Consider the following 21,342-nt stretch of genomic DNA (forward strand, 5'->3'; position numbering starts at 1 on the left):
AGTGGCGCACAAGAGATACCGACTTCGTCGACCGAAGAACAGAACTACCATGTTATCCTTAGGGGCAGTGCAACCGTTGGAAATATGCTGACCGCAGGTGTCTTTAATGACCGTGGGCAAAGTCTTGACAACGAAGCGACTTACCGTTGGCAGCAAAAAATCGACGGGGCATGGGCAAATATTGCCGGAGAGACAAGCGCTCGCATCAGTCTATCGTCGGATCTTCTTGGCAGCCAGATCCGCGCTCTAGCGGAGCTATCCACGACAGAAGGCCTCAACCGCGTCAGCAGTGCCGAGGTCGGCATCAATGCCCGGAACTCGATTGTGATCGAAAACCTGAATGCGGGCACAACCGATTGGAAGATTACAAATCTGGCGACAAACCACGAGATCGAGGCCTTCGCGGATGCCACGAGTATCAATGCCGGAGACGGTTTGAACGTAAAGGTTTCCCTGTCTGCGGCTGGACAATATAATCTCGAGGTATATCGCCTTGGCTATTACGGTGGCGCCGGCGGCAGGCTTATGGCCAGCGCGCTTGGTCTGGACGGATTGACCCAGGCGAGCCCTGTGATGACCAATAAGGACACGCGCCTCGTCGAATGCCTTTGGGACGTGTCCTATGAGCTGCAGACATCCGCGGCTTGGACAAGCGGACTGTATGTTATCAAGTTGACCGATTGCAGAAGCGGCAAGCAGTCGCTCGTCCCGTTTGTTCTGCGCAAAGACAATCACCCCAGCGACATAGGATTCCAGGATGCGGTAACGACCGCGCAAGCCTACAATGCGTTCGGTGGCTTTAGTGTTTATGACGTCAATAGCGCCGATAACACAAGAGCATATCAGGTAAGTTTTGATCGGCCTTACAGCGCCACGCACCTCGGATTCAGCAATACTGACGGATTTAATTGTAATAATATGCTCACTTGGGAGTATAATATGGTCCGTTGGTTGGAGTCTCAAGGATACGACATATCCTATTATTCGAATATTGATGTTCACGGAAATTCTTTACAACTATTTTCGCACGGAATATTTCTTTCGGTCGGACACGACGAGTATTGGTCCGAAGAACAACGGGATAGACTTGATTTGTCGCGCGATGGCGGCATTCATCTCGCCTTTTACTCTGCCAATACTGCTTATTGGCAAGTCCGGTTCGACAGCTCAAGCCAGGGGCAGGCGAACCGCGTTCTGACCGTATACAAGGATCCGTCGGGTATTGGCGCCGGCGCACCGCTCGATCCGATGGCTGATGTAGATCCGCGTGCGTCGACGACGCGGTTTCGTTCCGAGGAGGTCAATAGACCGGAGAATGCACTGCTTGGGGTTGCCTATGTGTCCGAACAGGACAGCGTCTATGAGGGGTTTGATTTCATCGTTTCCAATGCCGCTGACCCGATCTATGCGGGCACAGGTTTAAGAAACGGCGACAGGCTGAAAGGACTGGTCGGGTACGAATGGGATGCGGTTCAAGACAACGAAGAAACGCCTTCCGGTCTCGTCATCCTTTCGAAATCCCCTACGCGTGCCAACGAAGTTCTGGCGCCACTGCCGGGTGGCACAAATCCAAATATCTCCAATGCTGCCTACTATAGAGCGGCGAGCGGAGCGCTGGTGTTTTCGACTGGGTCGATTCAATGGGTGTGGGGCCTGGACAACGATTGGACTTTCCAACCTCCACGGTTCAGTTGGCGGAGGAAAGTAAAGAACTGGATAAAGCGTTTGCTGTCTCTGGTCGTCGTCGTTCCCATAAGGAACCTGCCCAGCGCGGACAGACGGGCGCAGCAGATGACGGTCAATGTTTTTTCAGAGATGGGTGCAAGACCCCAGACCCCCTCTTCCTGGCTTACCTAGTTTTGATGAATCGCTGAGTTGCCTGTCAACGTTGTAAGTACGCAAGTGAGAACCGAAGATGGTCGTAGAATGCAGCATTGAGCAAGACCTCGCCGGGACCGGCGCTGTTGCAGGGAGATCGGGCGTGATGGAAGCAATAAATAGGGTGGCGCATGCGGCCCGCTGGCGCATTGGAGCGCTTTCGGAACGTGCCCGTCGAAGCGCATACCCCAAGGCCGTTCGACAGACTTGGTCGAAGGTACGCAACGAAAATCTTTCCTACACGACCGATCGCCAGCTTCACCAGTTGCTCGAAGTCGTGCGTCGAACCGCCCGGAGCGGAGCGCTGATCATTGAAACAGGATGCGCGCGCGGCGGTTCGGCAATCCTGATGTGTTCGGCCAAGGCGCCGCAGCGCCCGATGCGCGTGTACGACCTGTTTGCGATGCTCCCTCCACCATCGGAGCACGACGGGGAAGACATGAAAGCCCGGTACGCTGAGATTGCCGCTGGCGACGCTGTCGGCCTCGGCGGCGACCAATACTATCTCTACGATGAAGACCTGATGGCGACGGTGACAAACAACTTCGCCAGGTTTGGTTATGCCGTCGGAGCCAACAACGTCCAGCTCATAAAAGGCAAGGCGCAAGACACGGTTGCAGTCGCCGAGCCGGTCGCTTTGGCCAATATCGATGTGGATTGGTACGAGCCCGTTACCGCCTGCCTGGAGCGGATCATGCCTCATGTCATCGTGGGCGGCGCCGTTGCACTTCGCGCCTATTCGGATTGGTCCGGATGCCGAAAGGCGACAGACGACTACTTCTCTCGCGTCGGACGGGAAGGACTGACCTTCGACACCTCGGCCGGACACCTGCTTGTGACCCGAACGCGCTGAACCTTCTCCGTCCTGCAAGACACGTTTCAGACGGAACCGCCAGCATGAGATACAGCAAGGACTCGAGAATCGATGCCAGCCGCTGCAGTATATAATCAAGATCATGGTCACGTGACCGGTCAGGCGCTTTCGACGGAAGACGCGGCGCAACTGGAGTTGCAGAGGCAAGCGATTCGGGCGTGTCTTGACCGATACATACCTGAATCCCAGCCGGTAGCGATTTTGCAGTTCCCGTTCGACTTCAATGTCGGCAACCATATGATGTGGGTGGCCGCCATGGATTATCTGAAGCAGCGCAATGCCTCCATCGCCTACACCGCGCATGGGCTCAACTTCGATCTTCAGGAAATGATGCGGGCTGTCGGGGACGGCGTGATACTGTTTTCGGGCGGAGTCACGGTCTCGCGCCTATGGCCGCGGCACGCGGAGATCAAGCGCATCGTCGCCGAGGCGTGCCCCAATAACCGCCTCGTCTCGTTGCCCTCGACCATGCTGTTCGTCGATGACGAGGATCGCCTTGAGGCGAGAACGATCTTCGGAAATCATCGCGATGTGGTGCTTCTGGCCAGGGATCCTGTCAGCGCGGCTTCGGCACGCAGCGTATTCCCGGATAACGTCCGTGTGGAGACGGTCCACGATTCGGCGCTGCTGCTGCCGCAGCAGCAGAGGCTCAGCGCGCCTGAGCATGATGTCATCTGGCTCGCCCGCGACGATATCGAGGGCGTCGGATCGTCAGCGCCGAGCGGGGTCGAGGTGTTCGACTGGACCCACCATGATCCCGCCGGCATGCGGGTCCTGTTTCCGGGGCGCTTTTTCTCCCGTGTCCGCAAGCTGGCGCCGGCGCTCCGTTCGATCGCCAACAGGCAGATCGCCGGCAGCTACGATCGCTTCTCGCGCTACATGCTGGCGAGCGGCAACCACAGGCTCGACACGGGTAAGGTGCTGGTTACCGACCGCATGCACCCGCATATTCTCTGCACGCTGCGTTCGCAACATAGCGTGCTGCTGCCTGACCGCTTCGGCAAGAATCGCGCTGTTTACGAGTACACAAGTCAAAACCACAGCACCGTGCACTGGGCCGATACACATGAGGAGGCGCTTGAAATCGCGCGTTCCATCGCGCGAAGAACCCCGGTTTAGCGAGCTGGTTGAGAAGCGGCTGGCATGGCTATTGCGACGAGCCAGATCAGCATTCGTCAGCTCTTCTGTGGAGCTGCGGCCGATCCGATCAGCAGCTGCCTGGCCCAGGGCTTTTGCCATTGCCGTCAGCGCCGCGATGCAAAGATCTCTTGCTCGCATCACACCGCGGGCAAGCGATGGCCGGGCACCACCGGCTGATGAATATCTGTCTTTAGAACCATGAGTACCGCAGGCATGACGCGAGGAGACGACGTTGGAAGGTGTACGCAAACAGTTGAGTGTCGGAGCAATCTGGACCGCCGGCGGACGTGTTGTTTCTAATCTCCTTGGCGTGGTCAGCATGCTGGTGCTGGCTCGACTGCTGACGCCCGTCGATTTCGGCCTGGTGACGCTTGCGACCATCGTCCTTTCGATCGTTGCGGCTGTAACCGAGCTTTCGCTTAGTTCGGCCCTCATCCAGCACAAGAACCCGCAGCGGGAGCATTATGATACGGCATGGACACTGAACGCCCTGCGTGCGTCGGGGATCGCCATCGTGCTGGTCATCGCAGGTTATCCCGCCGCGTGGATTTATCACGACGACCGGCTCACCAGCATATTTTTCGCGCTTGCAGGCGGAGCGCTCGTCGGCGGCCTTGCAAACCCCCGGCTCGTGGATTTCCGGCGGCGCCTTTCCTTTCACCAGGAGATATTCATCGACCTGATCAACAAAGTGGTTGGCGTGGTCGTCGCCGTCGCCATCGCCTTGGCTTTCCGCAGTTATTGGGCGCTCGTGATCAGCACGCTCGCATCGCAGGTGGTCGGTGTGGTGATGTCGTATGTTCTCCTCCCTTATCTGCCGCGCATTTCATTTGCTCACTGGAGAAATCTGTTCTCGTTTTCCGGGTGGGCGGCTCTGAGCTCCGGCCTCAATGAGATCAATTGGCGCGCCGACCAGCTCGCGCTTGGCGACATGCTGGGCGCCGGCCCCCTGGGCCAGTATACGGTAGGCGACAGATTAGCCTCGCTGCCGGTGCGTGAATCGACCGCGCCGATCTCGGGCGTGCTCTTCCCAGCCTTCGCGCGGCTTCAGGACGATCCCGAACGCCTGCGGCATGCATTCCTTCGATCCCAGAGCCTGCTTGCTGCGGCAGCGTTGCCGATGGGTGTCGGCTTCGCGCTGGTCGCCAGGCCCTTCATCGACATGGTCCTTGGCCCCGCATGGTCATCGGCCGCGCTGGTGGCTCAGGTGTTGGGCGTGGTCTTGGCCACCACCGCCTTCAAACTGCCGGTGACCCCCTTGGCCATGGGCCTCGGTTGCACCAGGTCTCTGTTCCAGCTTGACCTCACTTTCATCTTCATCCGCCTTCCCCTGATTTTCGCCGGCTTGCTCCTGGGTGGGCTGAGTGGTCTTCTGTTCGCACGGTGCATCAGCGCGGCTATCGGCATCATGATGTATGTTTTCCTGGCCAGGCGTCTCATCGGCGTCTCGGTACGGGCTCAGCTTCTCGCCGGCTGGCGTGCGAGCGTTGCCACACTCTTCATGGCTGGCTGCGTCTGGAGCGTCGGCCTCATGGCCAACAACGAGCCGGAGGGCCTGCAGCTGACGATCATGGTACTGATCGGCGGCATCAGCTATTGCGGCGCGAGCCTCGTGCTTTGGCTGGTAAGCGGAAAGCCCGCGGGCCCCGAACGCGAGGCGTTGGATTTGTTCCAGTTCGTTCGCCGGGGAGTATCCGCGATCTATCGTGAGCGACTTGCAGATCCTTGATCGCATTTCGAACGCTGGTGGCCGCCATGGCGCCGACCCAACGGCGGACCGGCGGCCGGCTTGCGTGCAATCCCGCGGTTAACTGCCAAACGACAATAGTTCCGATAAGCCAAGATCCCAAAGAAGCTTGGCGCCCAGTGCGCCAAGGAACAGCCCCGTCGCTCGGTCTGCCCAAGACTTGGCCGCTGTGTACAGTTCTCTGACCGTCCTTAAACTGAATGTTATCGATACGACCGAGTACCAGACAAACTCGATCAGGAAGACGATGACCAACAGCGCGATGATCGCTCCGATGGGTGGGTTAACCGGAAGCATCGACACAAAGATTGAGCCGAAAAATACGGCAACCTTCGGATTGGCGATCTGCGTCAGGAACCCCTTGCGCACTGGTTGTTCTGTCGGACTATCGTTTTCGATCGCGAGGGGCGCATTGGCATGTCGGAATATCTGGAACGCGACCCAGAGAATGAAAAGCGCTCCGAGGAACTTGGCAATGACGAGCAGTATTGGCAGCGCGCGAAACAGCACATTGAGCCCGAGCAATGCGGCCAACGCCCAAACGAGCGAGCCCATCCCGAGCCCCAAGGCGATGCGGATGCCGTCCGAGCGGGATCGCGCAACGGCGGCCTGCGCTGTTATCAGGAAGCTCGGCCCGGGTGACATCACCGCGACGAGTTGAACTGCGGCAATCGAAAAAAGGCTGAAAATATAGTCGTTGAGAGAGTTCAATTTTTTCTCCTTAAAAAGTCGCTGCCTTAGAATTCTTGCAAAAGAAATGATTGGTACTGGGATTGATCGTTACGAAAGGGCGCCAGGGATCCGTGCCTCAAGGTTCCCTGGCGATCTGCGAAGCCGGCTAAATGTGTCGCTGCAGGAAACTCCGAATGAACTGAGAGATCTCCGCAGCGTGCGTCTCCAAGGCAAAATGACCAGTGTCCAGAAAATGAACTTCGGCATCAGGAAGATCCCGCTTGTATGCCTCGGCGCCTGCAGGAATGAACGCGGGATCATGCCTACCCCAGACCGCCAGAAAAGGCGGTTGGTGGGTGCGGAAGTAGGCCTGAAATTCAGGATAGCGCTCAATGTTCGACCTGTAGTCCAAGATTAGGTCCAACTGAATTTCCTGCGCGCCCGGCCGAGCCATAAGCATGATATCCAGTAGGTATCCGTCGGGCGACAAGCGTTGCCTCGATGTTCCCGTGCGGTATTGCCAGTTTTCGATGACATCCGCGGACAGTGCCGCGCGGCAGAGTTCCCTGTTTTCCGGAGTGGGGTCACGCCAGTAGGCTTCCCAATCGGTCCAGCCGTCGCTGAACCCATCAAGATAGGCGTTGCCGTTTTGGCTGATAATCGCCTGAACTCGCTCCGGATTCGCTGTCGCCAATCTGTAGCCGACCGGTGCGCCGTAGTCGAAGACGTACAGTACATACCGTTGAAGATCCAAAGCTTCAGTGAAGCCGCTGATGACGGTGGCAAAACTGTCGAACGTGTAATCAAAATCTCCTCGACCCGGGGCTTGTGTTTGGCCAAATCCGGGAAGGTCGGGGGCGATGACGTGGAAGCGATCCTCCAAAAGCGGGATCAGATCGCGGAACATGTGGCTCGAGGAAGGGAAGCCATGAAGCAAGAGCAGCACCGGAGCGCCCCTTCTTCCCGCTTCTCGGTAAAAGACATCCACATTTCCAACCTGCTGTCTTTTGTAGCTGACGGTCATTTTGTGCTCCTATGATCGGGCGGGCTTCACACACTTGGCCAGCGCGGCGCGTTGACGTAATCGCGCGACAAACGACCGGCGACGTCCGGATGCTACGCGACGTCACGCCGGCAACTTGCGCCTGAAGTATTGATTTGGCTGAACAGCCGACGTCCAAAGCTAGGGCTGGGCGTCAGGCTCAATATCGGCGCCCCAATAGTGCTTGGCGATGTTTTGACTGTTGCGGATGACATTAACCGCGATGTCGGGATCGCCGCCTTGCATCGTATCCGGATCTGCTCCGCACATCACGCAGTACATTTTCTGATGTAGAACGGCCGCGAAATATTCGTATGCCGGCGGCCTGTCCGAGGAGCCGATCGATTGAAAGTCCGCCGCGGCTTGATCCGTGGCATTCTGAAGGGCCTTGTAGACGGTAGCCATCAGAGCTTGGTCGGTCCGCTCGATTATATCGACGACTTGCCTTTCGGCCGGCGTAAGAACTGGGCAGTTGTCTGCCATGACATATCTCCGTTGATGGTTTGCTCCTGGCGCAGCTTCAGAGAAGCAAGGAAGTCCGCAAGCGGCGACCAACCGATGAGGCAGGCCGCTTCGCACACCGTCGGGTTGATGTTTTCGCAGCAAGTGCGCCTTGGAATCTGGACCTCCGTGAAGGGGCCGCTCAGCAGTCAGTTGGAATAGTTTCTGAACGCGAGACTACACCATGGATTTAGGGTCATAGATTTGGTTCGATGAAAACATGCAAGGAATGAATGCGACCATCCTCGACTTGGATGATGTCCATACCGGTGACGGCTGCGGGTCCGCTTGGCGGACCTGAGCTCCATCGGAGCCGACCGATGGAGTGATGGCCGATGGCCGGCCCGATTGCGGTGAAGGAAAAATCCGCGGGAAAGCCGTCCAGCAAATCGGTGACCGCCTGGGAAATCGCCGCATGTCCAGAAAACGTGGCATCCGGTTCGTTGAGGACGGCGTCCCTCGTGTATAGTTCGGCGATTGCTTCGAGGCGTCTTGCAGGGTCGCGCTCATTGAACACACGGGTCAGGTTGGCGCGCATGAGTTGATCGTAGTCAAGTGACTGCAAAATATGATCCTCCGCATTTGTGTGAGTGAGCCGCAACTTCTGGGAAACACCCCCTAAAAATGCGGACCGAAGAGTCTCTCCGCCGCTCCGCCACAAAGAGTGCTTCCATGACCATGTGTGTTGTAGCGCATTGGCAGAGGCCCAAGTAGCACCGGAGCGCGCCAAACAGTGTTGCAGAAGGCGGAACAAAGGCCGAAAGGATATCCGTCGCCTTCCCTGCGACCTGTTGTGAAAACTCGGAAATTGTCATCGTGAAGACCCGGCCGGTCGTGGGAAGAGGAAGCAGCCACAAGTTGGTTACGCGACGAGAGCCCGGTTTAGTTCGCGTAGCAGTTCTTCAAGACGCAACTCTCCGCGCACCGTTTGTGCACCAGCCCGAAGGCCGCCTCGAATCAATGCTTCAGCCGCCGGTCGCGCAAACAGGCCCTCCCATGCCTTATGCTCACGAAGCAAGCCGTCGTTCATAGGAGCGGGCGGCAGCGCGTGCTTCGCGGCCGCGATGACACCGTCCGGCAAGGCCGCAATATTGTAGGCGATCGCGTCTACAATGGCGTCCAGCTGATCGGCTGGTACTGCCCTGTTGATCCAGCCGTATCGCTCAGCAAGCTCTGCGCCTATAAGATCGGCACCGAGTACCACTTCAAGCGCTCGGTTACGTCCCAACCGGTTGAGAGCATATTGCGTGCCGCCGCCGCCTGGCACGATGCCCATCAACGCCTCGCACTGTGCCAAGCCAGCCTTACCAATCGCCGCGAACGTCATGTCGGCTGCCGTCACGAATTCAGCGCCTCCGCCACGGGCGATCCCAGCGAGCTTCACGATTGTCACTTGTGGCTGATGCCGAACCAGCTCAGCAAAGGCTTGAAACACATTCAGGCCCTTTGGCGTGTCCTCTGCCAGTCCGTCGAACGCATTCGGGTGGTCGATAAGCGTCATGTCAACGTGAGCAATGAAGAAGTCGGGGTTGGCGCTGTCAAACACGATGACCTTGACGTCTTCATTCCCCCGGCTTGCCAGGAGAAAGCTCCGGAGTTCGCTCATGAGAGCAACGTCGAGGATGTTCACAGGCCCATTATCGATTGTCACGAACGCGACGCCATTGGAGAGGCGAATGCGCAAATGTGTATAGTCACCGATCATTGAAAATTCCCATTGGTTCATGGCCAATATCAGCCATTGAACTCAAGGTACGATTTGTATACCTGATGTCAATTACGCACCTTAACCATCCCAGGGATGCTGGAGAATACCTAATGTCCGATGTTGATCCGGTATATCGAGCCGACTGCCCGAGCCGGGAAATTCTCGATCAGATCGCCGATAAATGGTCGATGCTTGTCCTTGCCGTGCTCATCGAACCGCGCCGGTTCAATGCGATCAAGCGACGACTTGACGGCGTGACACAACGCGTGCTCACGCAGACGTTGCGAAAGCTGGAACGCAACGGCATGGTTAGCCGCCGCATACTGCCCGGCCCTCCGTTGGGGGTTGAATACGCCCGAACACCGCTAGGCAATTCTCTGCAAGGACCGTTCTCACAACTTTATCTTTGGACAGTTCAGAACATGGATGAAATACAGTCACGCCAATTTGAGTACGATACGCGTGACACGGGCCATTAAGTTATCGAGTAGCACCTCTGGCCTTGCACGAATGCTTTCGCCAAGCCGACTTGGATCGACAGAAATATAAGGGAGTTCGTGGCAGATCAGCCCCGATGAGGATGTGTGGGTTTCCTGTAAGAGTGCCTTTTCAAGCGATGATTGTTGTCATGTCAACGGCCTCACTTTCAGACCCGTCCAGTAGGCGACAAAGGCCCACTGATCCGCCAATTCATCGATGATCTTCGACGTCGGTTTTCCCGCCCCATGACCTGCCCTGGTCTCAATGCGCACGAGCCGAGGCTTCGGGCCAAGGTCTGCCGCCTGAAGGGCCGCTATATACTTGAAGGTGTGGCCCGGCACGACACGGTCGTCCGTGTCCGCCGTGGTCGCCAGAATTGCCGGATAAGGTTGCCCTGGCGCGATGTTATGATAGGGCGAATAGGCGAGGAGGTTACGAAAATGCTCCTCGACCGCCGGATCTCCGAAATCGGTCATCCAATACTGGCCGCCACTGAACTTGGCGTAGCGCAACATGTCCATCACGCCGACACCCGGCAACGCGGCCGCAAAGAGATCAGGGCGCTGATTGACGACGGCGCCGACGAGAAGCCCCCGCCCGGACTCACCCTGGATAGCCAGACCGCCGGTGGATGATATTGCCTGCGCCTTCAGATATTCGCCAGCCGCGATGAAATCGTCAAAGCTGTTTTGCTTGTTTTGAAACCGCCCCGCGTCGTGCCATGCCTTACCATACTCCCCGCCCCCGCGAATATTTGCGATCGCCATAACCCCGCCCTGCTCGACCCATGCCATCTGCGCTGGAGAGTAAAATGGAAGCATGGCGATGCCGAAGCCGCCATAGCCGTATAGAACAGTCGGCGCAGGGCCCGTGACATCCTTGCGCCGAACAACAAACATCGGAACGCGGGTGCCGTCCTTAGACAGGTAAAACTTCTGTTCGACGAGGATCCGATCGAAATCGAACCCTGCGTCGGGCTTGGCCCAGATGCTGCTTTTGTTTGTCGCGACGTCGTAGCGGTAAACGGTGGTCGGCGCATTCAGACTGGTGAAAACAAAAAACGCTTCATTGTCATCGACACCGCCGCGGAACCCTCCGGCACTACCAATACCAGGAAGCTCGACAACACCGTCGGACGTTCCGTCCAGCCGGAAACGGTGGACTTCGCTCTTGGCATCGACGAGATAGGTCGCTATCAGCCGTCCCCCGACAAGCCAGGCATTGGACAGCACGGCATCCCGTTCCGAAACCAGCTCCTTGAACGTGCCCGCCGCGTCCTCGAGGTCAAGCGTGACGATCTTCCTGCGCTCGGCATTCCTGCTGGTGACAAGATACAATACCGTCCCCACATTGCCGAGAACACTCCATTCATCCTGTAGATCCGCGACAAGCGCGCGAGGTGCCCAGTCGTCGCTGGTGAGGTCGATCACCGAAAGCGTGTTCGCCGCCACTCCCGGCATCGAATAGACAATGGCATATCGTCCATCCTCCGTGAGATCCACCAGGTTGAGAAAGTGCGGCTGGTCCGGCGTTGCATAAATCAAACGATCCTGCGATTGGCTGGTGCCGACCCTGTGGAAATAGATGGCATGGTTAGAAACGCCACCCTGCGACGGGTTGGCATCTTCCGGGTAGCGTGAATAGAAAAAGCCCGAGCCGGTCTTGGTCCAGGAAATCTCGGAAAATCTCGCCCATTTCACTTCGTCGTCCAGAACTTCGCCGCGCGCCGTGTCCAGGATGCGGATCGTGCGCCAGTCCGTACCACCGTCCTGCACGGCATAGGCGAGCTTCGATCCATCGTCAGACACCGCCCACTCCGCCAAAGCGGTCGCGCCATCGTCCGACCAGCCATTGGGATCGACCAGCACACGGTCCTGGCCGCTGACACCTTCGCGAACGTAGAGAACAGGCTGGTTCTCAAGCCCCGAATTGCGGGTATGGAAATAGTTGTCGCCCCGTTTGCGTGGGGCGGTAACTTGGTGATGATCAAAAAGTGCCGTGAGGCGCTGCCGGAACACGTCGCGGCCAGGCAAGGTTGAAAGATAATTGCCTGTGGCCTTGTTCTGGGCCTCTACCCAAGCGGCCACATTGATATCGCTGCGGATGTCGTTTTCAAGCCATCGATAGGGATCGGACACCGCCTGTCCGAAATAGGTTTCTGTGACATCGATGCGTTTGGTCGTGGGGTAATCGATTTTCAGCATGATGGGCAAAACTCCGGATGGGGTGAAGCGGAACTGGCTTTAGCCAGAAGCTGGAGGGCGCGACTGCCGCTACATATTGCTGTTGCCCGAGCCCTTCTTGGCACGGCGATGCTGACAGAGCGGCGCTACAGCGATTTCCCTGCAAGGTGATCATCGCTGACGTATGCGGGATATTCTTGTTTTGCCGCATCGGCGAAAGCCTCGTCGATTTCCGCAGTGGCAATCGCTTGTTCTTTGGAAGTTGCGACCAGCAGCTTTCCGTGGGGGTCCACGATGAAGCCGCCGCCTCCAAACGCGATAGTCGAGCTTTTACCTTTCACCCGATTTGAACTTGCGACGAAGGCTCCTGCTGTCACAGCGGCCATAACCGCTGCTGATCGCCAGAGATCATGGTTTGCTCCCGTCGCGCGCGGCACGCCGATAAGCTGCGCTTGCCGTTGACCAAGCAGCCTCGCATACTGTGGAAACATCAGTTCCGTGCATACAAGCGCTCCGACAACCGTTTTCCCGGAAGGTTGGGGAGTGAAGCCGTAGGTGACGGGTTTAAACCACGAGGCCTCCTCCCAGTCTGGCTCCGACGGGAATAGATGCTTGTGGTGCGGGAAGCGATAGTTTCCCTCTTCAAGAAGAAATGCTTCGTTTACGAGGAAGCCTTGGGCTAGGACGGGTCTGGTCGACAAGACCCTCGCCACACCCAAAGCCGCCAGATCACTCATTGCGGTCTCATGGAGATCTGCCCATCGCGCGGCGATGTCTCTATCGTATGTGCGCGTGGTCGGTGCCCATTGCCCGAAAGGCATCTCGTTGGTGATCAGAAGCTCCGGTTTTGCATGATCGATCTCCGCTCTTATCCGGTCCCATTCTTGAGACCCAGGCGACAAACCGTCCGGCCATTCGACGACGGAAACGCGAGTCACTTGTGATTCCTCTCTATCAGTTCATTCGGTGTTCGAGGCGGCCTCGCAACCCTGCATGCTTGGCCCCCGGCGTAGATGGCTCATTTGCGAAGCACATCCTGCCACTCCGGATGGCGCTCGATCTGAGCTTTGGCAAACGGGCAGAGCGGAATGATGGTAATCCCATCCCGTCGGGCGTCCTCGATTGCCTGCCGGACGAGGCGTTCACCAACCTTTCGTCCACGCAACGCAGCCGGCACGTCTGTATGGTCAATGATGATGCGATCCTTGCCGGCTCGACTGTAGGTCATCTCCGCTTCGACGCCATCGACAACGATATGGTAGCGCCCCTTCGATTGGCCATCCTCCCGCTCGACTTTCTCACTGGCTGCGGGAGCAGATTTTTTTGCCTGTTCGCCATCGTGAGATCGAACTCTGCCACGCCCACCGTGCGAGCAGTCAAGCAACTCTCGGTCCCAGCTACCGAGATCAGCGGCGGCATCGTAGGTGGAAACGAGAAATGCCATGAGCGCTTCATCCGGATCCGCGGCTGACTGGACAGCCTCGTAAGGCAGGATGAATTCCGACAGGCCCTCATGCCAGAACGCGTCATCGGGTCGGATCGCCGCGGCGCGAAATCCGCTCGGTGCGGGATAAGAATAGGCGTAGAACGCCGGATAATCGATGCCGCCGCCTCCCGGCCAGAAACCCGCCGATGAAACCTCGCGATCATAGGCTTCCTGCGCGACGTCGTCGGGCAATGACGGGATACCGCCGGGATGAACTGGAGCCCGCCGTCCCGAAAACCGTGTGACGGCTAGGTCAAAGCTTCCCCAGAACAAATGGACGGGACTGGACTTTCCGAGAAACGAAGTCCGAAACGCCTTGAAGACGTTATCCACCGCCATGAGAGCCTGATGAAACCGCTGAACGGCAACTCGGTCATAGGGCCGTTCGCGATGATCTTCCTCGAAAGGTACAGGGTCTGAAACCTCGTTGGGTTGGCCGTGAAAATCAGGCGTGCCGCCGAGCTCCAGTACGAGCTTGACGAACGACGCATGGAATTGCGCAACCGTGGTCTGTCCGAGTGCGAAGGATGCTTGGCGACCGTCGCCACTTACGCCTCTGACGACATGATCATGAAAATCAAAATGGATCTCGATACCTGCGCCATCGGGGATGGTGGAAGACGACAGGCCCCTGGGAGTGACGTAGAACGTCGCGTTCCATGAATGGTTGAGCCACGGCGTATGTGTCAGGCGATACTTGCCTGCGACCTGCATGTACAAATGCAGCGCCGCACATGTCTCCCGCCAGCTGAGGTAATCCAGGTGAGGCCATTTATTGCTCATTTCACGTCTCCGATTTTGACGAACGATGCATAAAGTTCGGCGAGTCCCATCTCTGCGATTTCCGGTAGAGATGAGATGTCATTCCGGGAGCGGGATGTGTTCGTTCCTGTCGTCGGCGGGAAGATCGAAGCGTCCGCTACCCCATTTCTCAGCCCGCCATTCGGCTTTTGCTTCTTCGATGCGCTCTTGGGAGGAGGCGACAAAATTCCACCAGATGTATCGCGGCGCGGAGAATGTCGCGCCGCCAAGGATCATCAGTCTTGCGCCGCGTTCACCGGCCGCCACCGTGATCCGGTCGCCAGGACGGAACACCATCATCTGTGGCGCCTGAAATTCCTGACCCGCGATCGAAATCGAACCTTCGACGACGTAGATGCCTCTGTCTTCATGGTTGTCCGGCATGGGGAGGCGGGCGCCAGCCTCGAGACCGACATCAGCATAGAATGTTTCAGACAGCATCTTTGCAGGCGCGGCCTTGCCGTAAGCTTCACCAAGGATCAACCGCAGGGAGATACCTCGATCCTCGATCACCGGCAGTGCCTCCTTGCCGTGATGCTCGAAGGTCGGCGCCATGTCCTCGTGGCTCTCCGGCAAGGCTAACCAAGTCTGGATCCCGAACAGGCTGTTGGGCCCCGTTCGCGCCATCGCGGTCGTACGCTCCGAATGTGATACCCCTCGCCCGGCAACCATCCAGTTCAATTCGCCCGGATGGATGACTTGATCGGCGCCCGTGCTGTCGCGATGGTGAAAATCCCCGCGATAAAGATAGGTAACCGTTCCGAGGCCGATATGCGGATGTGGACGAACATCCACCCCCTGCCCAGTCAGCAGTTCGGCCGGACCAGCCTGATCGAAGAAGATAAACGGGCCGACCATCTGTCGCTTTGGCGCCGGCAAAGCACGCATGACCTCGAAACCTCCGATGTCGCGTGCCCGCGGGATGATCAAGGTCTCGATCGCATCGATGCCGACCTGGTCGGGACATCCTGGTTCAAGGGCGGGGTTCCAACTCATGTTCTCAATCCTTTGCGTTTCCGTTCGTCATGCGCGATCTGTAGGGTGCGGGAGGCGGTAACTGTCTGTCTGAACGAAGCCGGCAAAATCGCGCCGGAGCGCCTCGATCTCAAACTCGGATTTCGGGTGTATCGCGTGAAAAATCTTTTCGGCGCTATGCGTGATCGCTCCACAAATGGCGGGGGGCCGCTCCTCTGCGAGCGCTATAAGGCGTGAGACAGCCACGCTAGGGTCCGCATCGGTATCTTGCATTGAAGCCAATGCCTTCCCGACGACGTCGAAAGGCCTTTTGTAAAGTTTACGATGAACGCGCGTCATCGTTGCTTTCGTTTTCTCTACTTTGGTCGCCGTGTCCGCCACACCCATCGATGTTTCTATCCCGCCGGAGGCAATAACCACGTCGATACCGAAAGGCCTCAGTTCGGCGCGGTAGACCATCGCGATAGCCTCCATCGCAGCCTGGGACGCCGCTGAAGGCCCATCGAAGGGCAAGGCAATCGCCGCGGTCCAGTCAGTAATCTGCACAATTCGCCCGTGAGCTTTTCGCAATGCGGGCACAAAAGCGCCTATCATGGATATCACGCCGAACACGTTCACCTCGAACTCGCGTCGGATTTCCTCAATTGGGAGAACCTCAAGAGGGCCGAGGATCGAGCGGCCGCCGTTGGTGAAAAGAACATTCAGTCCGGCGTCGCCGAGAGCGTCCGATACACCCTCGGCCCATGCTTTAATGCTTTCGCCTCTGGCCAAATCACATACCGCAAGACCTACACGCCTGCCGGACGCTGCCTTGAGGTCCGATACCTCTGTTGTCGAGCGAGCGGTTCCGAAGACAATATAGCCTTTCGCCGCGAGCCCCAGTGCCAGAGCCCGGCCTATGCCGGCACCTGCCCCGATGACGACTGCAGAAGGGTACCGCGGTGTCCGTAACATCGTCTGATCTCCATCTCAGCCGTGCACTTATAGGGTATTCAGAGCTGATCTCACGACGGGCGCAACCTCGGTTCCAAGCAATTCGATCGAGCGCTTCATCGCCTCCGTTTCGAGCGAAGCGGTGCTCATCTGAAATGTGATGCGTGAAAGGCCGCCAAGCGTTTCGCTTGCCTGCAGTATCTTTGCCGCAACTGTTTCGGGAGCGCCGACCAGAAAGGCGCCGCCGTGGCCTGCCATAGCCTCGAACTGCTCACGCGTCGGCGGTGACCACCCGCGCTCACGACCGATCTTGGTCGTCAAATGTGCCCATCCGGGGAAGAAGGCATCCTTTGCCGCGATGTCGGTCTCACCGACGAAGCCCATCGCATGCACACCGACCTTGAGCTTCTCCGGAGCGTGGCCGGCGCGCCGGCCTGCTTTCTCGGTAGAGATCGACCAGCGGGCGGAAGCGGTCGAAACTTCCACCGATGATCGCCACCATCAGGGGAAGGCCAAGCGTACCGGCACGGGCGAAGGATTCCGGCGAGCCGCCGGCGCCGATCCAGACGGGAAGCCGCGTCTGATGCGGGCGCGGAAACACCCCCTGCCCCTTCAGCGCCGGACGGAACCGGCCTTCCCAGGTGATCTCTGTCGCCTCGCCGAGCTTGAGGAACAGATCGAGCTTCTCCGCGAAAAGCGCGTCATAGTGGCGCGTGTCCAGACCAAACAGCGGATAGGCCTCGACGAAGGAGCCCCGGCCGACCACGAGCTCCGCCCGTCCTTTGGAAATCAGGTCGAGCGTCGCGAATTCCTGGAAGACCCGCACTGGATCGGCCGCACTCAGAACCGTCACCGCGCTCGTCAATCGGATATGGTTCGTACGTGCCGCCGCGGCAGCCAGGATGATTGTGGGTGCCGAGATCGAGGAACTCGCCGCGATGGTGCTCGCCAATGCCGAAGACATCCAGCCCGGCGCGATCGGCGACGACGACTTCCTCGATGAGGTCCGCCATGCGATCCGTCGGCGAAGGTAGCCTGCCGGTCGAAGGGTCGGGAAGGATTGCTGCAAAACTGTCGATACCGATTTCCATGCGGGCTCCTTACAGATCTATTGAACAGCTTTTAGTTTACCCGGCTGCGCGAGAGGCGCGGCGCAGCCGATTTTCTATCTAGGGATTGCCCGCGACACGCGCGGCCTCTCCAGGATCGAACATCGATATATCCCGGGCGGTGGTGACGACCTCGTCCTGCAGCACGTCCCAGTGCTCAGCAGGCCGGTCGCCCTCGATCCGGAAGAGATCGACCACCACTTGCGGCTTATCTGCCCAGCCGCGGATCCGGCCGTGGATCGCGACGAAATTGCGTTCCGCAATGATCAGACCTGGCTCGTAATAGACATCCTGCGGCAAGCTGGCCACGATCGCCTGCAAGGCATCCCGCCCCTGCGGAATGGTAGGATTGTGCTGGACATAGTCCGCCACATATAGCCTCTCCACCGCGGCGGCATCATGGCGCTGAAACAGCGCGGTCATTGCTTCGATCACCAGCGCCTTGTTGCGCTGCGGGCGGTCGTCGAAGATCTGGTCAGCGGCTCTGGTGACGGTGATGCTTCCGGTCATGCGGAGAAACCGGCCGTCCGACAACGTTGCATGTGAATGGATGAACCCTCGGTCGTAGTCCTGCACGTTTGTGACCGTCGCACCGTCCTTCTCTTGCCAGCTGACAGCGAAAATGCTGTTGCCGAGTGGTATGACATGGATATCGACGATCTCCGTATGCCTGAGCGGCCCTTCCTTGATCTCGAATTTCAACTGCGGGGTCGAGAGCAGCATCAGGCTGACCTTAAAGTCCGGATAGGACACATCCATCTCGAGCCCGACTGGAAAGTGGTGGATCGGCATTGTGGGTTTCCTTCGGCAATAGTGATCATCGTAGGGTTCGGGATGCTACCAGGTGGAGTTTCGCTCTGCCCGGAAGTAGTCGCTATGGCCCGGAACGACAGATAGCTGTCGGGGTTGTCAGGAAAGCGGACTGTGCTTGAAGCGGTCTAACGGTTCGGTTCGGAGCCGCGCAATGGACCGGGATGGCGAGGCTCGAGCTGAAAGGCCTTGCGGTGACAGCAACCCGAGATCCCGTCATCCCAATCGACCCTACAGACCTGGCTTGCTTGCCGCCTCGACGGGGGTATTGAGGAGCTGCTGCTCCCAAAGATAGGCGATACCGCTGCCACCGGCATGCGCGATGATGACATCAGTCAGTGCGGGTGCAGTTTCCTCGCGCGCCCAATCGCGCTGCCATTCGGCGGCGAGTGCCATCCAGGTCATCATGTTGACACCCGCACCGATCATCCGCTGGATAGCCACCTGATGCGCCTCGACCGAGGTCCCACCCGAGGCATCTGTGATCACCGTAACGTCCCAGCCCTCGCCGGCAGCCTGGATCGCCGGCATCGCGACGCAGATTTCGGTCCACAGGCCGGCGATGATCAGCTGCTTGCGCCCGGTCGCCTTCACGATTTCGACGACCTTCCTGTCTTCCCAGGTGTTGATGAATGTTCGGTCGATGACTTCCTGTCCGGGGAACACGTCGGTGAGATGCTTGAAAAGCAATCCCCCTCGACCGGCGACCACGCTTGTCAGGACCGTGGGGACGTTGAACACCTTCGCGGCTTTCGCCAGCGCGGTCGTGTTATTGACGACCGCCTGCGGATCGTGACTGTTCACGTTTGCGAGCTGATAGGCCTGATGGTCAATCAAGACGAGAACGGAATCTTCAGGGCGCAGCAGAGAGTTAAGGCCGTTACGAAAGGTCATGGAATGAATCCTATATTGGCGGTTCGCGAGGCAAGTTGAGAAGGCATTTCCCAGAAAGCCTCCTCGCCGAACTTGTCATTCCCGGTTGTGCTGCGGTAGTCCTGGGCTATGCTAAGCTGTGTCGCAGAATGAGGAACGCCTAGTGGATGTTGAGGATCTGAGAACGTTCGTGGAAGTTGCCGATTCCGGGGCAATCACATCAGCCGCAGCTCGGCTGGGCATTTCCAAATCGATGGTCAGTCGGCGGATCGCGCGCCTCGAATCTGAACTTGGTGCGCAGCTTCTGGCAAGGACGACCCGAGGCACCGCGTTGACCGAGGCCGGGGCGACGTTTCGAGACTACGCGGCAAGGGCTTGTGCCGAGATCGATGCGGCGCGCGAGACAATCCTTCCCGCCGGCGAAATCCGCGGCCGCCTCCGGATTGCTGCGCCGCTAACTTTCGGCCCAACGCACTTTGCGCCCGTCTTCGCTCGGATGGCGCGGGAGCATCCGCAGCTCCAAATCCAATCCTGCTATACCGATCGCTTCGTCGACCTAATCGCCGAAGGGTTCGACTGCGCGATAAGGGTCGGCTATCTGCAAGATTCAGATCTCATCGCAAGACGGGTAGGTCCGGTGCATGGGAAGTATGTTGCAAGTCCGGATTATATCAAAGCACACGGTTCACCCGAGACACCGGACGAAATGCTCGATCATCAAGCACTCCTGCAGGGGACCGAATCCTGGCAAATCAAGGATGGTGACGCGATCGTCACCATCCGACCGCAGGGGCGTTTCAAGGCTGACAATGGTGTCGCGCTCGTAGCCGCCGCATTGGCCGGGATCGGCATTGCCAGAGTTCCCGACGGCCTGACGGAGGAACATATAGCGTCCGGAGCCCTCGTTCCGGTGATGACCCGCTATCCGCCGCCGCCAGGAGGCATTTTCGTCCTGCGGCCACCAGGTCAACATCCATCAAAGAAAATTCGCGTGCTGATCGAAATGATGATCGCATGCTTCGACAAGCTGGATCAACATTCGGCACCACTAAGCGACAAGGTGTTGTGAATAGAATTTCACCAGCCGCTCTACCGCCTGGCTCACATATTCGGGCTTGTAATACATGTCGTAGTGGCCGGCTCCCTCGACTGACAGAAAGTGCTTGTGTTCGGCAGGCGAGAGATCGAACAGGCGCTGGCCTGCCTCAAACTGACCTGTTGCCCCGCGACGACCGCCAACTATGACTTGAATCGGCTGTGTCAGCAAATCGGGCACGAGGCCGAAGGCGTCGAAACCGAGCAAACCTCCGTAGCTGGTGAACAGCAGGCGGTTGGTCGAGTTTGGATGGCGATATTGCGATTCTCGGTAGAAGGTGACCGCTTCCAAAAGATCGGGGTCGTCAATACCGGCTTCCTCGGCGTCCTTCAAGCTGTCCGGAATCCAGGGGTCGCGGCGCGGCGCGGCGCCACGCGCTTCCGCAGTGCGCTGCTTTGCGACATCCGCGAGAGTTTGGCGAAAGTCTGGGAGCAGCCGTCTCAAAGCCTCGCCGATATCGTTGGCGACGATGGTTCCGATTGCCCTGAAGCGCGGTTCTGTCAGAGCAGCCTTGATGGCATAGCCACCACCGGCGCAGATGCCCAAAAGCCCGATACGCGCATCGTCCACATAGGGCAACGTCATCAGATGGTCGACGGCGCAATGAATGTCCTCGACACGGGAAGCCGGATCTTCAAGATCCGCGGCTCCCCGCCGCTTTCTCCCTGGTATGAAGGGTCGAATGTCAGTGCGAGATAGCCATGTGCCGCCAGACGCTCGGCATAGATCGTGCCGATCTGCTCTTTGACGCTACTGCCGGGCGTCGCCAGCACAAGCGCTGGATATTTTCGGCTTTCATCGAAATGGGGTGGAAGATGAATATTGCCGATGACATCGATCTGCCCGTTCATGAAAGAAATGCGCTTCATCTCTGCTTTCCTCTTCATCAATGGAAACAAAATTGAATTTCGCCCGCCTTGAGCACTGCACCGGAATAGGCGAGCGCCGCCAGATCTCCAGCGACTCGACCGTCCGCGTCACCCGTAGGCACCGGCCGAAGAAACGTCGGCCAGTGCCTTGCTCATCGTGCCCGC

The 21,342-nt window shown here is 58.3% G+C and carries 21 protein-coding genes and 1 pseudogene; 7 read left to right on the forward strand and 15 right to left on the reverse strand.

Annotated features, from left to right (window positions below):
* Positions 1-84 precede the first annotated feature (84 nt).
* The 5 genes from P3R82_RS04465 (at position 85) to P3R82_RS04485 (ending at position 5,621) form a co-directional block, all read left to right on the forward strand.
* Positions 85-1,857 (forward strand): N,N-dimethylformamidase beta subunit family domain-containing protein, encoded by a 1,773-nt coding sequence (locus P3R82_RS04465; protein WP_283193158.1) that lies wholly within the window; start codon positions 85-87, stop codon positions 1,855-1,857.
* Between the two features lie 145 nt (positions 1,858-2,002).
* A complete protein-coding gene (locus tag P3R82_RS04470; RefSeq protein WP_283193159.1) occupies positions 2,003-2,731 on the forward strand; it encodes a TylF/MycF/NovP-related O-methyltransferase in 729 nt (242 codons plus the stop codon).
* Between the two features lie 72 nt (positions 2,732-2,803).
* A complete protein-coding gene (locus P3R82_RS04475) occupies positions 2,804-3,871 on the forward strand; it encodes a polysaccharide pyruvyl transferase family protein (RefSeq protein ID WP_283193160.1) in 1,068 nt (355 codons plus the stop codon).
* Positions 3,872-3,895: 24 nt separating this feature from the next.
* Positions 3,896-4,069, forward strand: a complete 174-nt coding sequence (locus P3R82_RS04480) for a hypothetical protein (RefSeq protein ID WP_283193161.1) — start codon at positions 3,896-3,898, stop codon at positions 4,067-4,069.
* A gap of 55 nt (positions 4,070-4,124) precedes the next feature.
* Positions 4,125-5,621 (forward strand): lipopolysaccharide biosynthesis protein, encoded by a 1,497-nt coding sequence (locus tag P3R82_RS04485; RefSeq protein ID WP_283193162.1) that lies wholly within the window; start codon positions 4,125-4,127, stop codon positions 5,619-5,621.
* Positions 5,622-5,699: 78 nt separating this feature from the next.
* Here P3R82_RS04485 and P3R82_RS04490 read toward each other — a convergent pair whose 3' ends face one another.
* The 5 genes from P3R82_RS04490 to P3R82_RS04510 form a co-directional block, all read right to left on the reverse strand.
* Positions 5,700-6,350 (reverse strand): LysE family transporter, encoded by a 651-nt coding sequence (locus P3R82_RS04490; RefSeq protein WP_283193163.1) that lies wholly within the window; start codon positions 6,348-6,350, stop codon positions 5,700-5,702.
* Between the two features lie 127 nt (positions 6,351-6,477).
* A complete protein-coding gene (locus tag P3R82_RS04495) occupies positions 6,478-7,335 on the reverse strand; it encodes an alpha/beta hydrolase (RefSeq protein ID WP_283193164.1) in 858 nt (285 codons plus the stop codon).
* 159 nt (positions 7,336-7,494) lie between these two features.
* A complete protein-coding gene (locus P3R82_RS04500) occupies positions 7,495-7,836 on the reverse strand; it encodes a hypothetical protein (RefSeq protein ID WP_283193165.1) in 342 nt (113 codons plus the stop codon).
* Between the two features lie 214 nt (positions 7,837-8,050).
* Positions 8,051-8,419, reverse strand: a complete 369-nt coding sequence (locus P3R82_RS04505; protein ID WP_349294031.1) for a nuclear transport factor 2 family protein — start codon at positions 8,417-8,419, stop codon at positions 8,051-8,053.
* Positions 8,420-8,716: 297 nt separating this feature from the next.
* Entirely contained in the window at positions 8,717-9,580 is an 864-nt protein-coding gene (locus P3R82_RS04510; RefSeq protein WP_283193166.1) for an enoyl-CoA hydratase/isomerase family protein, read from the reverse strand.
* Between the two features lie 92 nt (positions 9,581-9,672).
* Between P3R82_RS04510 and P3R82_RS04515 the strand changes: the two genes are divergently transcribed.
* Positions 9,673-10,041 carry a helix-turn-helix domain-containing protein gene (locus tag P3R82_RS04515; protein WP_283193167.1) on the forward strand — a complete coding sequence of 123 codons (369 nt, stop codon included), beginning with the start codon at positions 9,673-9,675 and terminating at the stop codon, positions 10,039-10,041.
* Between the two features lie 147 nt (positions 10,042-10,188).
* Here the strand turns inward: P3R82_RS04515 and P3R82_RS04520 are convergent, their stop codons facing one another.
* The 8 genes and pseudogenes from P3R82_RS04520 to P3R82_RS04555 form a co-directional block, all read right to left on the reverse strand.
* On the reverse strand, positions 10,189-12,246 hold the full coding sequence (locus P3R82_RS04520) for a prolyl oligopeptidase family serine peptidase (protein WP_283193168.1): 2,058 nt from the start codon (positions 12,244-12,246) through the stop codon (positions 10,189-10,191).
* A 125-nt stretch (positions 12,247-12,371) separates the two neighbouring features.
* Positions 12,372-13,163, reverse strand: a complete 792-nt coding sequence (locus P3R82_RS04525) for a carbon-nitrogen hydrolase family protein (protein ID WP_283193169.1) — start codon at positions 13,161-13,163, stop codon at positions 12,372-12,374.
* Positions 13,164-13,243: 80 nt separating this feature from the next.
* Complete coding sequence (locus tag P3R82_RS04530; RefSeq protein WP_283193170.1) at positions 13,244-14,494, reverse strand: DUF5996 family protein; 1,251 nt, start codon at positions 14,492-14,494, stop codon at positions 13,244-13,246.
* Between the two features lie 78 nt (positions 14,495-14,572).
* Positions 14,573-15,508, reverse strand: coding sequence for a pirin family protein (locus P3R82_RS04535; RefSeq protein ID WP_283193171.1), 936 nt, complete (start codon positions 15,506-15,508; stop codon positions 14,573-14,575).
* Positions 15,509-15,535: 27 nt separating this feature from the next.
* Positions 15,536-16,441 carry an SDR family NAD(P)-dependent oxidoreductase gene (locus tag P3R82_RS04540; protein ID WP_283193172.1) on the reverse strand — a complete coding sequence of 302 codons (906 nt, stop codon included), beginning with the start codon at positions 16,439-16,441 and terminating at the stop codon, positions 15,536-15,538.
* A 27-nt stretch (positions 16,442-16,468) separates the two neighbouring features.
* A pseudogene (locus P3R82_RS04545) lies at positions 16,469-17,511 on the reverse strand (LLM class flavin-dependent oxidoreductase).
* A 78-nt stretch (positions 17,512-17,589) separates the two neighbouring features.
* A complete protein-coding gene (locus P3R82_RS04550) occupies positions 17,590-18,288 on the reverse strand; it encodes a nuclear transport factor 2 family protein (RefSeq protein WP_283193173.1) in 699 nt (232 codons plus the stop codon).
* 282 nt (positions 18,289-18,570) lie between these two features.
* Positions 18,571-19,233, reverse strand: coding sequence for a hydrolase (locus P3R82_RS04555; protein ID WP_283193174.1), 663 nt, complete (start codon positions 19,231-19,233; stop codon positions 18,571-18,573).
* A 142-nt stretch (positions 19,234-19,375) separates the two neighbouring features.
* Here P3R82_RS04555 and P3R82_RS04560 point away from each other — a divergent pair, with 142 nt between their 5' ends.
* On the forward strand, positions 19,376-20,281 hold the full coding sequence (locus P3R82_RS04560) for a LysR family transcriptional regulator (RefSeq protein WP_283193175.1): 906 nt from the start codon (positions 19,376-19,378) through the stop codon (positions 20,279-20,281).
* Here the strand turns inward: P3R82_RS04560 and P3R82_RS04565 are convergent.
* Both P3R82_RS04565 and P3R82_RS04570 read right to left on the reverse strand, forming a co-directional pair.
* The gene (locus P3R82_RS04565; protein WP_283193176.1) at positions 20,261-20,893 is read right to left on the reverse strand and encodes an alpha/beta hydrolase; all 633 of its coding nucleotides are present in this window, start codon (positions 20,891-20,893) and stop codon (positions 20,261-20,263) included. The two genes, P3R82_RS04560 and P3R82_RS04565, sit on opposite strands and share 21 nt — an antisense overlap.
* Positions 20,893-21,177, reverse strand: a complete 285-nt coding sequence (locus P3R82_RS04570; protein ID WP_283193177.1) for an alpha/beta hydrolase — start codon at positions 21,175-21,177, stop codon at positions 20,893-20,895. Before P3R82_RS04570 ends, P3R82_RS04565 begins: the two co-directional genes overlap by 1 nt.
* Positions 21,178-21,342: the final 165 nt, after the last annotated feature.

The organism is Rhizobium sp. AN80A (assembly GCF_030053015.1).
Lineage (GTDB): Bacteria > Pseudomonadota > Alphaproteobacteria > Rhizobiales > Rhizobiaceae > Rhizobium > Rhizobium metallidurans.